Source organism: Thalassoglobus neptunius (genome assembly GCF_007859735.1).
GTDB classification, from domain to species: domain Bacteria; phylum Planctomycetota; class Planctomycetia; order Planctomycetales; family Planctomycetaceae; genus Thalassoglobus; species Thalassoglobus neptunius.
This window is the reverse complement of the sequence record NZ_SIHI01000017.1, coordinates 44,295-63,982: the sequence shown is the minus strand read 5'-3', so window position 1 is coordinate 63,982 and position 19,688 is coordinate 44,295. Positions and strand designations below refer to the sequence as shown.

18 protein-coding genes are annotated in these 19,688 nt (G+C 53.2%); 9 read left to right on the top strand and 9 right to left on the bottom strand.

Going from position 1 to position 19,688, the window contains the following annotated elements:
• Nucleotides 1-332: 332 nt before the first annotated feature.
• Nucleotides 333-578: a carbon storage regulator gene (locus KOR42_RS18220; protein ID WP_146511275.1), complete on the bottom strand. Its 246-nt coding sequence runs from the start codon at nt 576-578 to the stop codon at nt 333-335.
• Nucleotides 579-1,043: 465 nt separating this feature from the next.
• On the opposite strand from KOR42_RS18220, the gene KOR42_RS18215 reads away from it, so the two are divergent.
• From KOR42_RS18215 to KOR42_RS18175, 9 genes are all read left to right on the top strand, one after another.
• Nucleotides 1,044-1,721, top strand: a complete 678-nt coding sequence (locus KOR42_RS18215) for a 7-carboxy-7-deazaguanine synthase QueE (protein WP_146511287.1) — start codon at nt 1,044-1,046, stop codon at nt 1,719-1,721.
• Nucleotides 1,722-1,891: 170 nt separating this feature from the next.
• Nucleotides 1,892-2,170 carry a hypothetical protein gene (locus KOR42_RS18210; RefSeq protein WP_146511274.1) on the top strand — a complete coding sequence of 93 codons (279 nt, stop codon included), beginning with the start codon at nt 1,892-1,894 and terminating at the stop codon, nt 2,168-2,170.
• A complete protein-coding gene (locus KOR42_RS18205; protein WP_146511273.1) occupies nt 2,160-2,807 on the top strand; it encodes a phosphoribosylanthranilate isomerase in 648 nt (215 codons plus the stop codon). The genes KOR42_RS18210 and KOR42_RS18205 overlap by 11 nt, the downstream gene beginning before the upstream one ends.
• A 45-nt stretch (nt 2,808-2,852) precedes the next feature.
• Nucleotides 2,853-3,899: an anthranilate phosphoribosyltransferase gene (gene trpD, locus KOR42_RS18200; RefSeq protein WP_146511272.1), complete on the top strand. Its 1,047-nt coding sequence runs from the start codon at nt 2,853-2,855 to the stop codon at nt 3,897-3,899.
• Between the two features lie 261 nt (nt 3,900-4,160).
• Entirely contained in the window at nt 4,161-6,011 is a 1,851-nt protein-coding gene (gene pheT, locus KOR42_RS18195; protein ID WP_146511271.1) for a phenylalanine--tRNA ligase subunit beta, read from the top strand.
• A complete protein-coding gene (locus tag KOR42_RS18190) occupies nt 6,008-6,706 on the top strand; it encodes an HAD-IA family hydrolase (protein ID WP_146511270.1) in 699 nt (232 codons plus the stop codon). Before pheT ends, KOR42_RS18190 begins: the two co-directional genes overlap by 4 nt.
• A complete protein-coding gene (locus KOR42_RS18185; protein ID WP_197441324.1) occupies nt 6,703-7,707 on the top strand; it encodes an endonuclease/exonuclease/phosphatase family protein in 1,005 nt (334 codons plus the stop codon). The genes KOR42_RS18190 and KOR42_RS18185 overlap by 4 nt, the downstream gene beginning before the upstream one ends.
• A 317-nt stretch (nt 7,708-8,024) precedes the next feature.
• Complete coding sequence (locus tag KOR42_RS18180) at nt 8,025-9,326, top strand: Gfo/Idh/MocA family protein (protein WP_146511268.1); 1,302 nt, start codon at nt 8,025-8,027, stop codon at nt 9,324-9,326.
• A gap of 73 nt (nt 9,327-9,399) precedes the next feature.
• On the top strand, nt 9,400-10,827 hold the full coding sequence (locus tag KOR42_RS18175; protein ID WP_146511267.1) for an oxidoreductase: 1,428 nt from the start codon (nt 9,400-9,402) through the stop codon (nt 10,825-10,827).
• 36 nt (nt 10,828-10,863) lie between these two features.
• Here KOR42_RS18175 and KOR42_RS18170 read toward each other — a convergent pair whose 3' ends face one another.
• The 8 genes from KOR42_RS18170 to KOR42_RS18135 form a co-directional block, all read right to left on the bottom strand.
• Nucleotides 10,864-11,586: a phytanoyl-CoA dioxygenase family protein gene (locus KOR42_RS18170; RefSeq protein ID WP_146511266.1), complete on the bottom strand. Its 723-nt coding sequence runs from the start codon at nt 11,584-11,586 to the stop codon at nt 10,864-10,866.
• 89 nt (nt 11,587-11,675) lie between these two features.
• Complete coding sequence (locus tag KOR42_RS18165; RefSeq protein WP_146511265.1) at nt 11,676-13,580, bottom strand: putative Ig domain-containing protein; 1,905 nt, start codon at nt 13,578-13,580, stop codon at nt 11,676-11,678.
• A 65-nt stretch (nt 13,581-13,645) separates the two neighbouring features.
• Nucleotides 13,646-15,136 carry a type IV pilus biogenesis protein PilM gene (gene pilM, locus KOR42_RS18160; RefSeq protein ID WP_146511264.1) on the bottom strand — a complete coding sequence of 497 codons (1,491 nt, stop codon included), beginning with the start codon at nt 15,134-15,136 and terminating at the stop codon, nt 13,646-13,648.
• A 127-nt stretch (nt 15,137-15,263) separates the two neighbouring features.
• Nucleotides 15,264-16,967 carry a type II secretion system protein GspK gene (locus KOR42_RS18155; protein ID WP_146511263.1) on the bottom strand — a complete coding sequence of 568 codons (1,704 nt, stop codon included), beginning with the start codon at nt 16,965-16,967 and terminating at the stop codon, nt 15,264-15,266.
• A 62-nt stretch (nt 16,968-17,029) separates the two neighbouring features.
• The gene (locus KOR42_RS18150; protein ID WP_146511262.1) at nt 17,030-17,902 is read right to left on the bottom strand and encodes a prepilin-type N-terminal cleavage/methylation domain-containing protein; all 873 of its coding nucleotides are present in this window, start codon (nt 17,900-17,902) and stop codon (nt 17,030-17,032) included.
• Nucleotides 17,899-18,402 (bottom strand): hypothetical protein, encoded by a 504-nt coding sequence (locus tag KOR42_RS18145; protein ID WP_146511261.1) that lies wholly within the window; start codon nt 18,400-18,402, stop codon nt 17,899-17,901. The genes KOR42_RS18150 and KOR42_RS18145 overlap by 4 nt, the downstream gene beginning before the upstream one ends.
• Complete coding sequence (locus tag KOR42_RS18140) at nt 18,386-18,976, bottom strand: pilus assembly FimT family protein (RefSeq protein ID WP_146511260.1); 591 nt, start codon at nt 18,974-18,976, stop codon at nt 18,386-18,388. Before KOR42_RS18140 ends, KOR42_RS18145 begins: the two co-directional genes overlap by 17 nt.
• A gap of 89 nt (nt 18,977-19,065) precedes the next feature.
• Complete coding sequence (locus KOR42_RS18135; protein WP_146511259.1) at nt 19,066-19,527, bottom strand: type II secretion system protein GspG; 462 nt, start codon at nt 19,525-19,527, stop codon at nt 19,066-19,068.
• Nucleotides 19,528-19,688: the final 161 nt, after the last annotated feature.

Genomic DNA, 19,688 nt, shown 5'->3' with positions numbered 1-19,688 from the left:
TGCTCACCCTTCTCCAAGCAAGGTATACAATCGGCAAGATTGGAAGAAGAAATGAACTTTTCTCGAAGATCTCTTGACAACTTTTCAAGTCAGAGGTCGCAACGGCATTGAATGGCTGCGACGAAATCTTCCGCTGAACGAGGAGGAAGTCTAAAGACTGCTTTGGGTTGTGTCTTCTCATCCGTTCTCACTCCGCTGGATCGGGGGGGAATTCCGGTTGTTTTGGTAGCGACGGTGCCCGCCTTCAGAAGACGGACACCGCCACTAAGCAGGGAGACAGGAAGAGTCGTTCATGCCAGGAGAGATCAAGGTTTGTGGATGCGAGGGGCCAATCAAAGTGCACCGACAGGTTGCATCGAATCCTGTTCTTTCGGAGCAAGTTGGCGGGGGCGGCGAGAGAGAGGTTTGGAAACGGGTTCAAAGAGTTCGTCGATGGAAAGTTCTCCTCGCAGAACTCGAGTTCCGCCGGGAGCGTCGATTCCGATTTTGACCGAGCCGCGACTGGTCTTGATGACTTTGATAACAATATCTTCGCCGATTTGGATGAATTCGTGCTTCTTGCGTGAGACGACGAGCATTGGGCTTCTCCGTGAATTGAGCTCATTCAGCGGTCGCTGAATTTGCGATCGGAAATCGTGGCTTCCTGCCGTAGATTTCCATGAAAAGGAATATTGTGTAGGGAGTGGGGATCTGTGTGGTCAGGTTTGACCAAGGGAGGTGATGGAAAAAACCTAATGCATCCGCTGTGCCAAAAGCTGGACGTTTTTGCTCGCGAAAGTTTTGAGTGTTTTTGTAAGTGATTTTTAAGTAGTTGTTTACGTCGACGCGTTTTGTTCTCTGTGATTTTGAGCGAACGTCTTGGAGAAGAATTGGTCCGGGTTTTGGGTGACAGGGCTTGCAAGTCTGACATTTCACCCGGTGCAATTGTTTCATTCACAATTGAACCGATCGGCTGGAACTGCCGATTCAACATCGAATCCTGTAAACTCCCCGGATTCGACTGGACATGCTGGTGATTGCTGAAGCGAGCGCGACCGATTCCGATGTGGATTTCCGAGATTTTTCATTCCATCCAAGGCGAAGGACAACATTGCGGTGTTCCGAGCAGCTTCGTGAGAACTTCGGGCTGCAACCTTCGGTGCTGGTTTTGTGACACTCCCCATACCTCGTGGAATCCGGAAGGGACGGAGTACTCGATTGATCAACTGCTCGCGCAGATTGAGGAATTCAATTGTGAGCATGTTGTTCTCACAGGCGGCGAACCGCTTCTTGTTCCGGATATGGTTCCGTTGACGAAGGAACTTTCCCGACGCGGCCACTTCATTACGATTGAAACCGCCGGGACATGTTTTCTTCCGGTCGAAGCCCAACTGATGTCGATCAGCCCCAAACTCGCGAACTCGACCCCTGTCGAAACGAATTGGCAAGAACGTCACGAAGCACGACGGCATCGGCCTGAAGTCATCGAACGGCTGATTCAGGAGTATGACTACCAATTCAAGTTCGTCATTGATGTGCCGGATGACTTGTCAGCGGTTGAGGAGTATCTGTCGTTGTTTCCCTCGATCGATACGTCGAAAGTTTTCGTCATGCCTCAAGGAACGACGGTGGACGATTTGAATCAGCGGATGAGTTGGATTTCTCCGGGAGCCAAAGCTCGCTCCTGGTCCGTTTCCCCTCGTCGGCACATCGAGTTGTTTGGAAACACGCGGGGAACATAGCCGGATGGGCTCAATGCAGAATTGGGCAAAATGCAGAATGGCAACGATTGATTCGATACGGATCGAAGCAACCGTTTGTCGCCCGTTCGAGTTCAAGTGGTTGAGAGATTTGTTCAAAGAGTTGAAGCGAGGTCAGTGAAGTGACAAGCGAGCATGAATCAACAGATGAAGTGAAGCGTGATCGCTTGACGTTTTACCCCGTCATCGTCGTTTCGGCAATATTCTGTATTTCGATCTTCATCGTCATCGCAGCTACGTTCGGTGACCAATTGAATCCCGCCAATCGCTGGATCAATCGCAATGCGAATTCCGTTCTGATCATCGAGACGGTGGTTCTTGTGATCGTGACGCTGGGAGCGATGACGATCGATCGCGTGCGAACTCTGAAGAAGCTGTCCCAAACCAAGTCCTCATCACCAGTGGCACAGGAGTCCTCTGATGTGGATTAAGGTCTGCGGGTTGACGTCGGTCGCGAATGCACTGGAAGTCGCTGCGTGCCGGCCGGATGCGATCGGACTCAATTTCTATTCGCGTTCGTCACGGTGCGTGGACGTGTCGACAGCGAGTGAGATTGCAGAGTCTCTCCCGAAAGAGATCGAGCCGATTGGCTTGTTCGTCAATCATTCTACTTCGGAAATCTTCGAAGCTGTGAAACGTTGTGGTTTGAAAACTGTGCAGCTGCACGGAGACGAGTCTCCGGAATTTGCTTCGACATTGAACGGTCTGCAGATCATTCGAGCCATTCGAGTCAACGAAGAGACGATCGATCATCTTGAGGACGAAGTGCATAAATATCTCGAACGAGATGTCAATGTGCGGGCTTTTCTTGTCGATGCTCGAGTGAGTGGAGCATATGGCGGAACCGGACACAGCGCTCCGTGGGAACTCGTCATGTCACGATATCGATTTGAAGACTGGCCGCCGCTCATCCTTGCTGGCGGACTGGGGGCCGACAATGTTGAGGCAGCGATTCAGGCTGTCCGTCCGTGGGGAGTCGATGTGGCCAGCGGCGTCGAATCGTCGAGTGGAGTGAAATCTCCCTCGCTTGTGGAACAATTTATTCTGAAGGCGCGTAGCCAGCACTGAAATACGGGCAAGGTTTATTTTCAAAGCGACAGGAAACGCCGGCCGATGCATGTATCAATTCGCACAGTGATCGAGAAGATTCTTCAGAACGAAGAGATTCAAGAGGAGTCCATGCAGGCTGCGGTGGGAGCGATCATGGACGGTGAGTGTTCGCCGGTCGATGTCTCCTCGTTTCTGACTGCTCTGGCGGTCGACGGGGAAACGGAAACCGAAATCGCCGGAGCCGCAGCAGCGATGCGGAAGCGGTCTCTCAAGATTCAAACGTCGCAAACAGGATTGATCGATACGTGCGGCACTGGAGGCGACAAACTTCATACATTCAACATCAGTACAGCAACAGCGTTGGTCGTCGCTGCGTGTGGACAACCGGTTGCGAAACATGGGAATCGAAGCGTTTCGAGTTCGAGCGGTTCAGCGGATGTCCTAGAAGCTCTCGGAGTCGATATTGGCCTGTCTGCGGAGATGGCGGGGAAGTGTCTGGATGAGTTGGGGATCTGTTTTTGTTACGCCAGGCTCTTCCATGGAGCGATGAAACACGTTGCTCCGATTCGATCAGAATTAGGTATCCGGACGATTTTCAATCTGCTCGGACCACTCACGAATCCGGCCAGTGCAGAGTTCCAGCTTCTAGGAGCAAATCGAGACGAAAACGCCGAACGAATTGCTCAGGCAGCAAGTCGGCTCGGAACAAAGAAGACGTTTGTGGTCTGCGGGAATGATCAGCTGGACGAAGTGTCGTTGTGGGGAAAGACGCGCGTCTGGGAAGTGACTGGAAACAATCCACCGGCCTTGATGGAATGGACCGCCGCCGACTTCGGCCTTGAAGAGTGCCATCCGGACGAGTTGAAAGTCTCTTCGCCCGGTGAGAGTGCTGACGTTATTCGGAGCATCATCAGTGGTCAGGCGGGACCTGCACGCAGAATGGTTGTTGCGAATACGGCAGCAGCTCTGTTGTGCAGCGGGCGGGCGCGTTCACTCACGGAAGGAGTTCGATCGGCTGAAGAAGCGATCGATCGCGGTGAGGTGCGTTTGTTGCTGAATCGCCTTGCAGACTGGTCCCAGTCGCATCAAGATTCGGTCAAAGGTGGATGAGTGTGCGTTTCGGGCGATCGTTGAAAATGTTCCCGATGGACTCCATTCGCCCTTCAACACGAGCTATCCTACTCGTCTTTCTTCGATGGATTTTCGAATTCATCACAATTTATTGCGATCTGTTGACTCTTGTGGACCGACGGATTCGGTCGTTTACGGTCTCCGTTCACTTGAGTTTTTGAAATATCACTAGAGAAATGCTCTGGAATCACGCTTTGAGGGAGAAGATTTCCTCTGAGCCGCATCAAACCGCCGTGCGGGATGCGTACTTTGTTCCAGAAAAGGCTGAAACCGGGAGTCGATGGCGTGCCTGTCATTAATGTCGAAGGGGAATGGCTGAACAAGCTGCTTGGGAAAGAGTACGCAGTTGAAGAACTCGCCGATACCCTCGAACAGATTGGATGTGACGTTGAGGACATCGTGACCGTCGAGCGATTTCGCTGTCCGGTGTGCGGGAATGCCGTCGAAGGATCGCTCGGGGCAGACGTCACTCGGCGATGCAACTGGTGCGAACACGAGCAGGAACAACCCTTTGAGCGGATTGGGGAGAGTCAAGTGATTCGCCTTGATCTCCTTGCAGCTCGTCCCGACCTGTTTGACGTCGGAGGGATTGCACGGGCTCTTAAGGGGTACTTTGAGGAAGTCGTCGGGCTCCCGAAGTATGACGTTGGTACATCGGATCTTGAATTAGTCGTTGATCCGTCAGTGGATGGAGAGGACTGTCAGCGTCCATTCATTCGATGCGCCATTGTCGAAATGGAACAGATTGATGATGCAACGCTCGTCGCCTTGATGAAGCTTCAGGAAGCTCTGCACTGGGGAGTGGGCAGAGACCGCAAGCTGGCGTCGATTGGAGTGTACGACCTCGATCAGATTTCCGGACCGCTTCAATACACGACGATCGATCCCGACTCGGAGCGGTTCGAGCCACTCGGTCGCCCCGGTGAACAGATGACGGGTCGCGAGATTCTCGAGAAACATCCCAAAGGGACCGCATACGCCAAACTACTCGAAGATCATCGTCGTTTTCCGGTTCTCAAAGACTCGAAAGGTGTCGTTCTCTCGATGCCGCCGATCATCAACAGCGAATCGACGAAAGTCTCTCAGAATTCGCGCCGGTTGTTCATTGATGTGACCGGCATCAGCGAGTCGGCAGTGGTCAAGTCGCTGGACACGTTTGTGTCGTCGCTTCTGGAGATGGGCGGAACGGCAAAATCGGTCTCCGTTAAGCCGCTCAGTGGGGAAACTTTTGACTCGCCCGATCTCTCTCCGCGAGAAGTCGAGATTGACCTCGAGTCTGCAAATCGGTGGCTTGGACTGCCTCTCGATCAGGATTCCCTCAAAGCTTCTCTCAATCGAATGAGACTCGACGTCACTCCGGTCGATGGATCTGATTCCCGGTTCACAGTTCGATATCCGGCTCTGCGAACAGACTTCAAACACATGGTCGATGTCTTCGAAGATCTGGCGATTGGCTACGGATACAAGAATATTGTTCCGAGCTATGCGGGCCAGGCGACGACTGGTCAATCGCGACCGGAAGATGACCAAAGCGATATGTTTCGCAGTGTCATGCTCGGTCTCGGTTACGGCGAAATCATGAGCCTGCCGATGACGACCGAGGAGCTGCACTTCGAGAAGTTCAAACTTCCGGTTCCGGATTCTTATCCCAAAATCGCGAATCCGAAGTTAAAAGCAATGACCGTTGTGCGGACTCATCTCATGACGGGTGTAATGGAACACCTGCGCGAGAATCGACGTGCGCCGCTGCCTCTGCGGTTTTTTGAACTGGATAACGTCACCGTGCTGGACTCTCAGGCGGAGACCGGAGCCCGGGAAGAACGTCATCTCGCGATTGTCGAAATGGGAAAAGATGCCAGTTATGCCTCGATTCGGTCAGTCATCGATTCACTGATGTTCGAAATCGGAGCGACAGCGACGTTCGAGTCAATCACGCATCCATCATTCATTCCGGGACGTGTGGCTGCCTTTGAAACCGACTCCGAAGTTCGTGGAGTCCTCGGCGAACTTCATCCGGAAGTGATTCTGAATTTCGGATTGGATCATCCGGTCGCGCTGGCGGAATTGACAGTGTCGAAGATTGACGTATGAAAAACTCGCCGAGCAAGGTTCCGATTCGCTGGATCGCATTCGATGCAGTGGGAACGTTGATTTTCGCTAATCCGGGAGTTGCAGAAACATATACCCGCATCGGAAATCGGTACGGGGCTGATCTTTCAACAGAAATCGTCCGGAGTCGATTTCAAAATGCGTTTGCTGAGCATCAGCGGACGTTCTCTACAAGCGAAGAACATGAACTGAATTTCTGGAAGCGGATCGTCGGCGAAGTGCTGGGGACCGTTGAAAATTCAGACGATTGTTTTCATGAACTGTATCAGCACTTCTCGCTCCCGGAATCCTGGCGAATCGCAGATCACGCAGCGGACGTGATTTCCGTTCTTCAATCGGAAGGGTTTGGTGTCGCGATTGCTTCGAATTTCGATCGACGGCTGCACACGGCATTGGACGGGAATCCAATCTTATGCGACATTGATGTCCGTTTGATTTCGTCCGAAATCGGATGGCGAAAGCCAAGCTTGGAGTTCTACAACGCACTCGTCGAACGGTGTCAGTGTGCTCCCGAAGAGATCCTCATGGTCGGAGACGACTTCGCGAATGACTATACTGGCGCCCGAAATGCAGGGCTCCGGGCTGTTCATCTTGGAGCGGAGCGAAGTGACATCGATCCGGAGTTTCAAATCGCTTCCCTTGCGGACGTTCTTCCACTCAGTCGATGCGGTTTATGAATCAGCAGCGTGAAAAATCGATGGGCCGCAAGTGGAAGATGTGGGTTTCGCTTGGCTGGATCGGAATGGCAATATTTACGTTGCTGTCGATCGTTATTCGTCTCACTGTGCAAGATTCGTACTGGGGTGCTTCCGCGTATTTCTATGCGACGCCGCTACCTGTTGTCGCTGTCAGCAGCGGGCTCCTTTTCTACAATTCAGCATGGCAGCGGAGTTACCGGTCGGCGGTCTTTTGGGCTCTTTGTTGTGTGATGCTCTGCGGAAGTTGGGTGAATCGTGAATGGAGATTCGACACCCCCAGCGTCGTCAAAGACGATGCTGTGACGGTGATGTTCGCCAATCTTTCGCGAAAGCAGGAGTGTGACTCGTTTCTGGAGAAGGTGCGATTTCATCAACCGGATGTCATTGGGCTGGTCGAAATCGGTCAACATCCGGAAGAAGAAACTGCCCGTTGGAATCGGTTGCTGCCGGACTATCAGTTTTCGTTTCTCTACAAGGGGCTGGGGTTGTTGAGCCGGAAGCCAGAGGGACGTAGCTTCGTGCACTGGTTGGGGCATGGGTCGGTGGGATGCGAACAATCGATCGAAGTCGACGGACGTGAACTCACGTGCATCGTCGTTGACATGACTGCCAATCCTCTTGTGATGCGTCGTCCGATTCTCGATGAACTCGCGTATGTGGCGACCACTTTCAAAGATCGACATCTGTTGATTATGGGAGACTTCAATACACCGGCGGAATCGCATGCGTTTGATGCCCTTCGGGAGCGTCATCAGAATCTGTTTGACGCCGTTGGTCAGGGCTACCGCGGATCGTGGCCACTCCCGTTTCCGGTGCTGGCACTCGATCAAATCTGGATCAATCAGAACCTGATTCCAGTGGAGTGCGTTTATGACTCAAGCGACGAGTCAGATCACCGAGTTGTGATCGGTCGATTTCAATTTCGTGAAAGGGACGAGGAAACAGGGGAAAGAGTTTCCTCTGTACTGGACTCTCGCTAATATCGATCTGGATGAGATCCCGAAACTTATCTGGAATTGACGAATAGTGCTTCTGAAGTTTGCCAATCGAGTGGTCTCTAGAGCGCGTTGCTCTTTCTTGTGCATTCGCTTGGACTGTTTGCGATCGTTGTCGTTCTGTTTGCTCGCGCGAAATTGCAAAGACTCTTTCGCCAAGTGCTTTCAAACATTCACAATGTTACAGACAGCTTCTGGATGCGTTTTCGTCTCCTCGAGCGCCCGAACGATTTTCTGTTTTGGGGTTTCTTTGAGAATGACCTTCCTCAACCCTCCTCGCATCTTCCAAGAGAGATAGCAGCATGTCGAATTCGTCGAATGACACAACACGACGCTCCTTCCTGAAGTCAACCGCAGAAGCGGGTACTGCAATGGCTTTGATGAGCGGATTTTCCGGTAAGGCCGGGCTGTACGCAGCTGGTGATGAAAAGATCCGAGTCGGTCTCGTCGGATGTGGCGGACGCGGGTCCGGCGCAGCGAATCAAGCGTTGAACGCAGATCCCAATGCTGTGCTGGTCGCGATGGGCGATGCGTTTCCTGAAAAGATTGAAAGCTCAATCAAGTCATTGAAAGCCCAGAAAGCAATCGCTGACCGAGTTCAGGTGGACGAAGATCACCAGTTCTCCGGTTTGGATGCCTTCCGGTATGTGATTGATTCGTGTGACGTTGTCATTCTCGCAACGCCTCCGGGATTCCGTCCGGAACAGTTCGAATACGCTGTCGAAAAAGGGAAGCACATCTTCACCGAGAAGCCGATGGCGACCGATGCTCCGGGAGTTCGCCGCGTCATGGCAGCGGTCAAGCGAGCGCAAGAAAAGAATCTGGCTGTCGTCGCTGGCTTCTGTTGGCGTTATGACTCTGCGAAGCGAGCTTTCTTCGAGAAAGTTCTCGCTGGCGATATCGGCGACGTTCTCTGTTCATACGGGACATATCTCACGAATCCAGTCAAGACGATGCCCGATGAATCGACTCGTCCGGAAGGCATGAGCGATCTCGAGTGGATGGTCCGCAACTGGTACAACTTCACGTGGTTGTCCGGCGATGGGCTCGTTGAGCAGGCATGTCATACTGTCGACTGGATTGCCTGGTCCAAAGGAGACAAGCCGCCTGTCAGTTGTACCGCTGTGGGTGGGCGTCAGGTTCCGGCCAAGGGGGGGAACATCTTCGATCACATCGAAGTGAACTACCTTTGGGAGGACGACACTCGTGCGTTCATGGCTCAACGGCAGATTTCCGGATGTCACAACGAGAACAACTTCTATGTTCTCGGTTCGAAAGGAAAAGGAACGATCACTCGCCGGGGAGCTTCGATCTCTGGTGCGGAAGATTGGCGCTACAAGGGGCCAACTCCGAACATGTATCAAGTCGAACATAACGAGATGTTCAAATCGATCCGTGAAGGCAATCCGATTGACAATGGCGAGCGAATGGTCACGAGCACCATGATGGCCATCATGGGACGCATGGCTGGGTACACCGGGAAAGAGGTGACCTGGGACATGGCCTGGAACTCGGAAGAGAAGCTCGTCCCTGAAATCGGCAACTGGGACACACCCGTTGATTTACGGCCGATGGCGATTCCGGGAGCGACCTTGTTTGAGTAACATGTCTTGATGCATTCTCAGGACAGGCCGTCGACTGAGAAGTCGGCGGCTTCTTTTATATGAAAACTCAGCCATGTCGTACCCGCGTGTCTCCACTCTCAAAACAGCGAACGATTTCCGCGCCTATCTTGATTCGTTGAACGTTGATCTCCCGTTTGATGAAAACGTGGAATCGGGAAAGCAGTCCGCACTCGGCCAGTCGTTTCAATACTCCAGTCAAACGATCGGGAACCGGTTCTGTATTCTTCCGATGGAAGGCTGGGATGGAACCCGCGACGGAAAGCCGACCGATCTGACTCGTCGGAGGTGGCAAAATTTTGGCCTCAGCGGAGCCAAACTGATCTGGGGCGGCGAAGCGGTGGCGGTTCGACAGGATGGTCGGGCGAACCCCAATCAATTGATGTGTACCGAAGAGAATCTCGGCGAACTCGTCGCACTGCGTGAGCTTCTTGAGCAAACACATCTCGAGTATTTTGGAACGACGGACGACTTATTGGTCGGGCTTCAGCTGACTCATTCCGGTCGATTTGCACGACCCAATGAGAAGTCACGACTCGAACCTCGCATCGCGTATCGCCATCCGGTTCTGGATCAAAAGTTTGCGATCAGCAGCGACGAAGCGATTCTAAGCGATGATGACTTGTCGAAACTGATCGACGATTTTGTGATTGCATCCGTTCGGGCCCAGAAGGCTGGGTACAAGTTCGTCGACATCAAACATTGTCATGGTTATCTCGGCCATGAAATTCTCTCCGGCTATGATCGACCGGGCCGATTCGGTGGCAGCTTGGAGAATCGTACTCGTTTTCTCCGCGAGATCGTTTCAGGGATTCGAGCAGAAGCACCGGGACTTGAGATCGGAACGCGAGTCAGCATCTTCGACTTCTCCCCCTTCGAACCCGGAGAAGACCGGATCGGTGTTCCGTCGACCAATGGGGACTACAAGTTCGCCTTCGGTGGAGACGAGACCGGAACCGGAATTGATTTGACGGAACCTCAACAGTTCATGCAGATCTTGCGCGAGCTGGAAGTCAAACTGGTTTGTATCAGTTGTGGAAGTCCGTACTACAACCCCCACATGCAGCGTCCGGCAATCTTCCCGCCATCGGACGGATATCTTCCTCCTGAAGATCCACTGGTTGGTGTGGCTCGACAGATCAATGTCACGCGTCAGATCAAGGAAGCGAATCCTGACATGGTCCTGGTTGGATCTGGCTACTCGTATTTGCAGGAATGGCTTCCGAATGTCGGGCAGCATGCCGTCAAGAACGGACATGTCGACTTTGTGGGGCTCGGGCGAATGGTGTTGTCGTACCCTGAATTGCCCGCTGATGTCATTGCGGGAGAGGTCATGAAGCGAAAGAAAATCTGCCGGACTTTCAGCGACTGCACGACAGCTCCTCGAAACGGAATCGTTTCCGGATGCTATCCACTCGATCCGTTTTACAAGTCGATGCCAGAACGTCAGGAGCTTTTGGAGATCAAAAAAGAAATCTCCTGACGGAATAGACGGGGCGCTGCAGAAAGAAAGTTTCGCTCAGTCGACACGATGAAACGTGTGCCAGCGAACTCCTGCCGGGAGTTGCTCATGTGCTGCGAACTCCAAATGCAGAATGCGCCGGTGGTCTTGGCATTCCGGCTTCGATCGCCCACTGGCATGAACCAGAAGAGGGCGCATTAAGAGGACATCTCCTGGCCGAGAATGAATTGATTTCATCGGATAACCGTCGATGATCAACTCTTTTCCCGACTGATGTGATCCCGAGAGGACTCGCAGGCATCCGTTCGTTTCGGTCGTTGGATCGAGATGAATTCTGACAGTGAGCATAGACTGTAGTACTTCGATGGGTGGTTCAGTGTGCAGCACACCAGCACGAAGTCGAGGACGTGAGTAGTTTTCCGCTTTTGGACTTCCGGACTCGATGGCGATGAGGAGGTCTTTGTGCCATGGAAGTGCCCAAGTCTGCTGGGGTGGTTTGTCAAAGTAGAGTGCTCTGACCAATCCACAACGGGGGCCAAGCACGTCTTTCAGACGTTGCACAATCACTCGAGCGGGCCAAAGCTCGGGAAGGTTGGGGACAAGCTGTAAGACGTTGCGGGCGGCGTAGACTGCTCCGTCACTTTGACGAACAGCGGAGTCCTGAAGATTGACGATTCGCTCGAGGGATTCTGAAATTCGTGAAAGATGCTCCGGACCATACGCACCGGGAATCAATTCCCAGCCACTCTCATCGATAACATTCTGAGGGTTTCTCTGCACTCGAGTCGACCGTCAATAGGAAGAGTCTGGAGTCGTTGCGCGATGAGTTTTCATCTTTGAAATGGACGTGAGCGAGATTCGACGAGTTATTAGCTGACCGAATCGGTTTCGTCAGCGGGTTTCTCGTCGGTGGATTCTTCAGTGGTTTCATCGGCGTCTGCTTCGTCCGACGCTTCAGGTTGAGTCGGTGTGTCGGTCGCGGCCGGTTCAGCCGGTTCCGCTTCGTTTGTGGTCGCAGGTGGGTCGGCTGGCTCTGGTTCGTTCGGTTCATCGACCGGAACCGGATTGTAATCTTGATCAGCAACTGCCAGCTGCGTCATCATCACCAGCGGTTGTTCGAAGTTGAGTTGATACAGCCCGCCGTTTCTTCGCACTTTGATGTAGTCCGGGCCGATTTCAGCGACAGTCATATCGAAATCAGAGATTCGGAACTGATCCCCTTCGTGCAAAGTGGTCCGGGTGTTGGTTGCGCGGTCGAAAATCCAGGCTTCCTTCATCACCTGATCTTCCCCGTTTGAGCGAGTAAAACTTGCTGTGAGGTAGGCGAATCGTGCAGAGTCTTCTTCAACAGAAATCGGAATTGTGACGGTTGTCGATGCGCGGTGTTCTTCGTCCGGATCGGCATCTGTGGCGGTCACTTGAACAGACGAAGCTTCTGTTTCCATTGATTCCGGCGGCTTCCAGCGAATCGTGCCTGTTCTGGAATCGATGGTCATTCCCTGTGGACCGTTTGCGATGGAGTACGTGAGCAGGCTGCTGTCGGCGTCCGGATCGTGTGCGGAAACGGGCACAACAGATTCTCGGCCGAGGTAAAACGTGAGTGACTTCGGGCCATCAATCACGGGGGCCTCGTTCGGGTCCCGGACTTTCAGATTGAGTGTGTCGGTGAAGCCAGCTTCTTTGCTTGCAGAACCCCAAACGGCCGCTTCAATCATCAGGTCTCCAGTTTCGACGGAGGTGCTGACGGGCCAGCTGATCGTCCCGGAACGTTCATCGATGTCCAATCCTTCGGGACCATTGATGAGCGTGTAGCGTGGTTGTCCGAACGCTGGATTCCATCCGGTGACCTTCAGTTGATGTTCGAACTTGCGTCCTCGAATGGCTGTGGGAGTTTCTCGATCGGCGAGCTGCGGTTCGTATTCGACGGAAGGAGCCGGCTTCGTAAAGAAGGACTGACTCCACATGTTCTGAACAGCCCGCTGGTCGGATCCTTTCTTCGTCGAGATTGGAAAGAGCTCGATTGATGTTCCGGCAGGATGATCATTGGCAAATGTCTTTGCGACCCCTCGCTGCAGAGTCCATTCATTGTCGACCATTTCGGTGACGTTGCAGAATTCGTCGCCGATCCGAATTCGAAATGGAACCGTTGTGGGGAAGTCTTCGGGGGTGTTTAAGAGAGTGAGCCGTGTCTGTTCTTTTCCGAGCTCTTCTTCGAGGGGAACTTGCGGAAACAGTTCGTTGCGATCTTCGGCAGACTGAATGGACAGGCCTTCAGCTGTGAGAGTCACTTTCAGCTTGGGGTTTCCCTCAGAAACCGGGCTGGTCACATCGCACTTGGAAATCCTCTGCAGGAGATCCACTGACTCGAAGCGATCGAGAAACTGAGCGACCTCCTGAAGAGTCGCTTCGGCTTCAATTTTGACCGGAATGCGAACGTAGGTGTCATCTTTTTGTGACCGGTTCTCGAGTGTGAATCGAGGGTTTGTGAATCCCGACATCAGTGCGATATCTGTCAACCAATCCTGATAAAGACGGTGAGCATCCGTCGGTTTTGGCGGCAGACTGATCCGTTTCCAGTCTTCGAGAGCTTTGCCCTGTTTTGCAAGTTCGATCTGTTGAGCCATTTTCGTCCGAGACTCTTGCATCCGGGTGCTCTCTTGAGCTTCCAGTTGATTCAGAGGTTCGACGAAATAGCCCTTGAAGATCGGCATGCCGAACCAAAAGAGGACCACTCCACCCAAAAGAATTGCCAGTATTTTTTCACGCTGCTGCATGATATGAACTCAATTGAAAGACTGTGACGTCATGAAAGTTTTGCGTGTGATCAAGCTGTCGTTCTTCAGGACTTCGACGGGCTCGCTGCGTCTGCTTCTGACTGAGCCGTTTCGACGGCCTCTTCTTCCTTGGACGGAGGCAATGTGATCACACGGATCTGTTTCACATCCATATCGAATGTGAATGGATAGTCTGGGTCAATCCCGCTGTTTCGGGGTGTTGTCGGAATCACTTCGAAGCCATTTCGAACCAGCAAGTCTGCGAGTTGTTCGATGTCCGATCGCTGCTTGGCGAATCCAATTCCCTTGAACTGGGCGCTGAATGCAGGATCACTGAGTGGTGAGAACCGGAGTTCGCTCAGATAGACTCGATCGGTGCCGGGAAATGAATTTCGCAACGAGTTCCACGAGTCGATCGGAGGGGCATCTCCAAGTTGCCACTGATCGATATTGCTGAACGCATTCATCGTTGGTTTGCCCGCCTCCAGGACCTTGTTGATCTGGAAGATCTTTGAATCAATGTCTACGATACTCGCTTCGAGATTGAGTTTCTGCGAGCGAAAGACAAAGTATCCCAAGAGCAGGGCGGAAGCTGCGAGCACTCCGCCGACAGTCCAATAGAGCCGGCTTCGGTCTGGTTTCTCGATTCTCTTTCGAGGATGAATCAAGTCGACGGAGAGGTCTTGTTCCGGCGGAGGAATGGCCGCTCCGATGAGCGGTTCGAATCCGGCGATGTCGTGGCTGCGGCTATGAGCTTCGTCGATTGAGACATGCTGGACGTTTCCACGAAAGCGTTGTTCGAGGAACGTGCGAATCGAGTCGTCAGTGTGGCTGCCGACGAGAAAACATCGATCGATGGAGACGTTCGGATGAGTTTGATTGAGTGCGACAATCGAACGGGTGAGCGCGCTCTCAAGTGGTTTCAGGTGATCGGTGTCAGGCAGATTGATGCTGTGACTGAAGACGAGAGATCGGCGATCGAAAATCGAGATTTCGAGATCAAGGCCTCGCTGGTAGATGACCATTTCTGGTTCATCGCTGCCGAGGCTTGCATTCGAAAATTGATGGACCACATTCGCGATGGCGAGGGGAGAAACGGTGACCCGCTCAACTTCGATACCGATCGACCGGAGGACGTTCTGGATTCGCGTGAGCTGTCGTTTTTCGGTCGAGATCGTCAAGACAGCATGACTGTCGTGGCTGGAATCTCCATGCACAGGTAAGTAGTCGAAGGCGAGGTCGTCGATCGGCATGGCTGACTTGGCAGCTGCCTGAAAACGGACGAGATCGGGAATTTCTTCCGGAGGAGCTTGCGGGAGCTGTAACAAGCGAGCCACGACAGACTCTCGTGGCAGAAGCAGAGTCGCAGGTCCGGCGGTGACTCCCGAACTCTTCATCCAGGAGGAGAGCGAGTCGGCGATTTCGTCCGCCGGTGTCGTCATGTCGTTCAGCTGATCGTGCGAAAACTCTGCAACATGAGAGACACGGCCTGACGTGTCAGCCTGCAAAAATCTTGTTGCATAGCGGGACCATTCGACAATGAGTTTTGTGGACATGGAATTCGGTCTCAGGTTGACGTCTGGCAGTCAGATGGCAATGAAAATAGATGGCAGTGGAAATTGTTCGAACCCGATTCCGGGTCGTCAAATTTCGAAAGTGTTCATACGAAGGTCTTTGATATCGTTACGGATTGGCATCCTGCCCGAACGCCGGCAATTGGTCTCTTCGGTAACCTGGCCCCAGTTCGGTCAGGACACGTTGTGAGATCACTTGAGGGATTTCCTGGCTGGCATCGACGACCGCTTCAATCCGCGTGATTGGACCTCCGCGATCGGCGTAACCGATGACTTGCATACTCATGACATCACCGCGCGTGGTGATAAATCCGTCAAGAAGGCGCATTGTTTCCAGGTCAACAAGTCCCCGCGTCAGGAGCCAGCCGGACGTGGCCAGCTGACTGGAATCGTTGGCGAGTCGTTCTCTCGTCGCGACGATGAGTCCGGGAAGATCCTCCGGAATCCCGGGAATTCCCATGAGAACTTCGGGACGTGCCTGATTGATGTTCAGCCGTCCGATGATTTCACTTTGAGTCGTAACCGTCAGCGAGTCCATTAAATCAGGGAGTGATTCTTGTAACAGCCCGGGATCGCTTGTCCACGGGCTGGTGAGAGTGGTTTCCCGACCTTCGATTTCGACGACAACTTCTGCATCGATCAATTCAAAGAGTGAGTTGATTTCCGTGCTCGCTCCTTCGGTGAGATCCATGCCCCCGCGAGTTACAGCTCCGCCATCACCTGAGAAGAGAGCATCAGCGACGCCTTCCGCAGCATCGGCAAGTGCTTCATCAGTGGCGAGATCACCAGTCGACTCAGAGTCACCGAAACCAATGAGCGGGTTTTCATCCGGAACGAGCACTTCCATCGCGATGTCGTCGAGGTCGACTCCAAGTGTCTCATCCGTTGCCGGTCCTTTGAGACGATACGCAGTTATGAACGTTGCGATGTCGGTTCCGTATTCTTCTTCGAGCAAATCATAAAGATCGGTTAGAAGGGGCTCGTTGACGTTTAAGCGTTCCTCGCCAAACCGGTCGTAGGCGTGCCGGAAGTTCCCTTCTTTACTCGACACGGTGAGATGTGCGGACCAGCCCAGATCAAGAACTCCGTCTGCATTGTCGTAGGGGAGTGACTGATCGGCATCGTCCTCATTGGGATCAAGAACGCCGTTGCGGTTCCCGTCTTCTCCATACATTAAGAACGGATCGACACCCATCACCAGGAGCAATTCTTCGAGCGAACTGATGGGACCGTTCCGGGGAATGACCAGTGAATAGCTGTCCGCTTCTGCTCCGAACTCGCGAGGCTCATCGTCTTCGTCGATCCAGTCGAGAATGGCGTCGGCCACATCTTCTGTCATATTGGGAAGCCCAAGCAGCAAGTCTCGACCGAAGCCCGATTCCGGATCGAATTTGGCGAGAACGTTGACATTCAATTTTGCACATTCATCCACAAGACCAAAGCGAAGGCCCGAACTTGTTGTCTGACCGGTCGCGGCTGTGGAAGTATAGTTTTCCAACGGCGCGACGATCGCAAACCCGCCGTCTGAGTCCATCGCCATGTGGAACAGCGATGAGTTGTCGTACAGGTTGTTGTCGAATCCGCCCCCGTCGGGAGTGAGAAGAGTTGTGACGTATTCGACACCCGATTCGGCCCAGAGTTGCGCTCGAACCTGCCGCCCGTAAGTGTCGGCCGCTTGATACTCGGTGATCATTAACTCAGAGAATGTATATGCACCGAGGCTGAGCATCACGATGACCACCAGAACAACGATGAGCGCACTTCCCTCGCGGTTTGTGGTTCGCTGCTCAAATTGGTGAAGTGATTTCATCATGTTGTTTCTGAACGTGTTATTATTTTGACGAGTTAAAACTCGCAGGGTTCCATAAACGTTTTCTATTCAAAGATCGGAATTGACATGGGAAGATGGAACAGGTGTTCGACCGGAAAGACTGATCCTTCTGCTTGAGAAGTACCGCGAGAAGACGAACTGGTCGTTGGGGTCTGCCAGAGTCCGTATGTGACGAGGATTGCACGAGGGAGCGAACCAAGCGTGCGGCTGTCCCATGAGTCGACCCAGGCGACTCCGTCGAAGTAGCTGAATTGTACCTCAGTGATTTCCGGAGCGAGGATGTCGTACTCCGTGAGAGTATCTGTCGCGGAATCAAAGGCGTAAAAATCGATGACGCGGCGTCCGAGCCCGGTCAGTGGACGACGGTCGAGTGCGTCGTTTGCTTCGTTGCTGTGTCCGGGCTGAGTTGGGTCGATCAGGAATGCGGGATCGATCGGACCCGTTCCCCAGGTCACGGTCGCGAGATCCGTCGTTCTGCCGTTCTCGGTGACTCCGGTGGCAAGACTTTCGTAAGTCAATTCTCGAATCGGTTTGCTGACACACAGGTGAACGTATTCCGAGGTGCCAACCAGCCCGAATGGGAGCGGAATCGTTTCCGAGCTGAGAGAATCGAGAGTGGTGTCAGTGGTTGTTTCTTCCGAAGTCGAGTCGTCGGTTTCTGTGGTCGCGCTTTCTTCCTCTTCGATGGTAAAGGCCAGCGCAGCGATGTCGCTGTCGAATTTTCGGACCAGTGCCCGGATGAGTTGGGCTCGATGAATTTGATCTCGGCCTGCGACCTGAAACCGGAGATGGAGTCCCACTGCTGAGTAAACTGCGCTGAGCAGCAATACCGTCAGTGCAAGTGCGATGAGGACTTCGATCAGCGAAAAGCCAGCGCGGGGCGAGTTGTTTCGGATTGATGGTCGGAGGAGTTTCATAGTTCCTCCTCAGATGCAAGAGCTGCTTCTTCGAAAACGAGTGGATCGCGCAAGAGCCGGTTCAGGCGATAGGAAGCAGCGATTTCTCCCTGCGAATTCGTCTGCTCAACGATCATCTCCAGTTCGAGCAGATATGGAATCCCGGTTTCGGTGACGTTTAGGGTCCAGGACCAGTTCGGGTCATCGTCGAACGATGCCCCTTGAACGGACTGAGCGGGCAACACACCTGAAGAAACTTCGTTCAGCCGTCGTTCGCAGCGAAGAACAGCTTCGGAGACGAGTTGAGATCGAATCGCGGCGGTGCTTCCGTTCTTCAGAATTTGAGTGATAACCGCTGTGGCACCCAGAAAAATCGCGAGTGCGAGAACGACTTCGAAGAGCGAAATCCCGGATCTCAGCGCGTTGGTGTTCGAGACGCTGCGAGTGAGTGCAGAATCTTCACGTCGCTGTTCGCAGAATAGAATTCGATTCAGAGATGTCCGGTTAACGCATCGCACCATAGGTCTCCGGAAGGACAGCAAGGCGAGACGTCACAACAGTTCCGGTTAACCCTCTGACAGAGAGAGTGATGACGCGACGATCTTCATCGATGATCGTCACGCTGCCATCCGTTGCAGATCCATCTGGGGAATAAATGATGGGAGGTGCCCAGGAGACATCCCGCAGCATGACTCCATCGGCCAGCATTTCGAGCCAGGGATCGGGGAGTCGTTCCGTCAGCGTGATTTCACCGGTGCTCAGGGAATTCTCCATGTAAAACGAACAGTCTTCTGAGAGTTCGTGAACAGAGGGAAGACGTTTCCCGCTGCCTGATGAAGACGTCTGTGAAGCGGTGGCGGACGAAGTGCCCGACTGCTCTTCGCTGACTTGCAGGTCATACGGAAGCAAAACAAATTTTCGTCCGTTGGGTTCAAACCGGAACTGGTAAGTGATTCCGTCTTCAACAGCTTGAACCCGAGCATGATCGAGCATTTGTCGAACCTGCTCGACGTTTCCGAGCAAGCTCTCGCTTTGCAGAAAGCTTGTGATTCGCGGCCAGGCCATCCCCGCCAAAGCAACAATCACCACGAGCACCAGGGTCAGCTCCAGAAGTGTGAACGCTGACCGTGAGGAGTCGTGTTGGGATCCTGCTTGGGGCGAGGTGGATTTCCTGTGCGGACAAATCATTTCGCAATGTCATCCCAGTTATTGATGTCATCGCCTGAACCGTTTTCGTTCTGGCGGTTCTTGCCTGACGACCAGATTGCGGGGCGATCTGTATCTGCTTTGGTGTTGGGGTACTCGTAATTCAGCGGTTCTCCCCAGGCATCGACGGGAAGTTTATCGAGGACCGCAGACGCTCCCGACTCCTGATCTTTGGTCATCATCATCTGAATGGCATCCTGTCCACCGGCGGGTGGCTCGAAGCCATTGTTCACGGCATAGAGTTCAGCTGCCTGTTCCAGGTTGAGAATCGCCGAACGTGTTTGGCGTTCGTTCGCGACATTGGCCTGACCGAGCAATTGAGGAACAGCCATGGCTGCGATGACTCCGATGATTGCGAGCACAATCAGGACTTCGAGAAGCGTAAATCCTGAGCGGCGCTGACGAGTCTTCAGGAGCGGTTTTCGGTTGTAGGTACGCATAGGGGGAATCCTCCGGGTTGATCACAGTTCGTACTCAATCAGGGATCAAGCACAGTCGGCTTTATGTTGGCTTTATTATTAACGTTTAGGGTCAAGGGGACTTGAGCAGGATGCACTTCCCGGTCCGCTCACTCAAAAGGGACAGGGGTTTCGCTACAGGG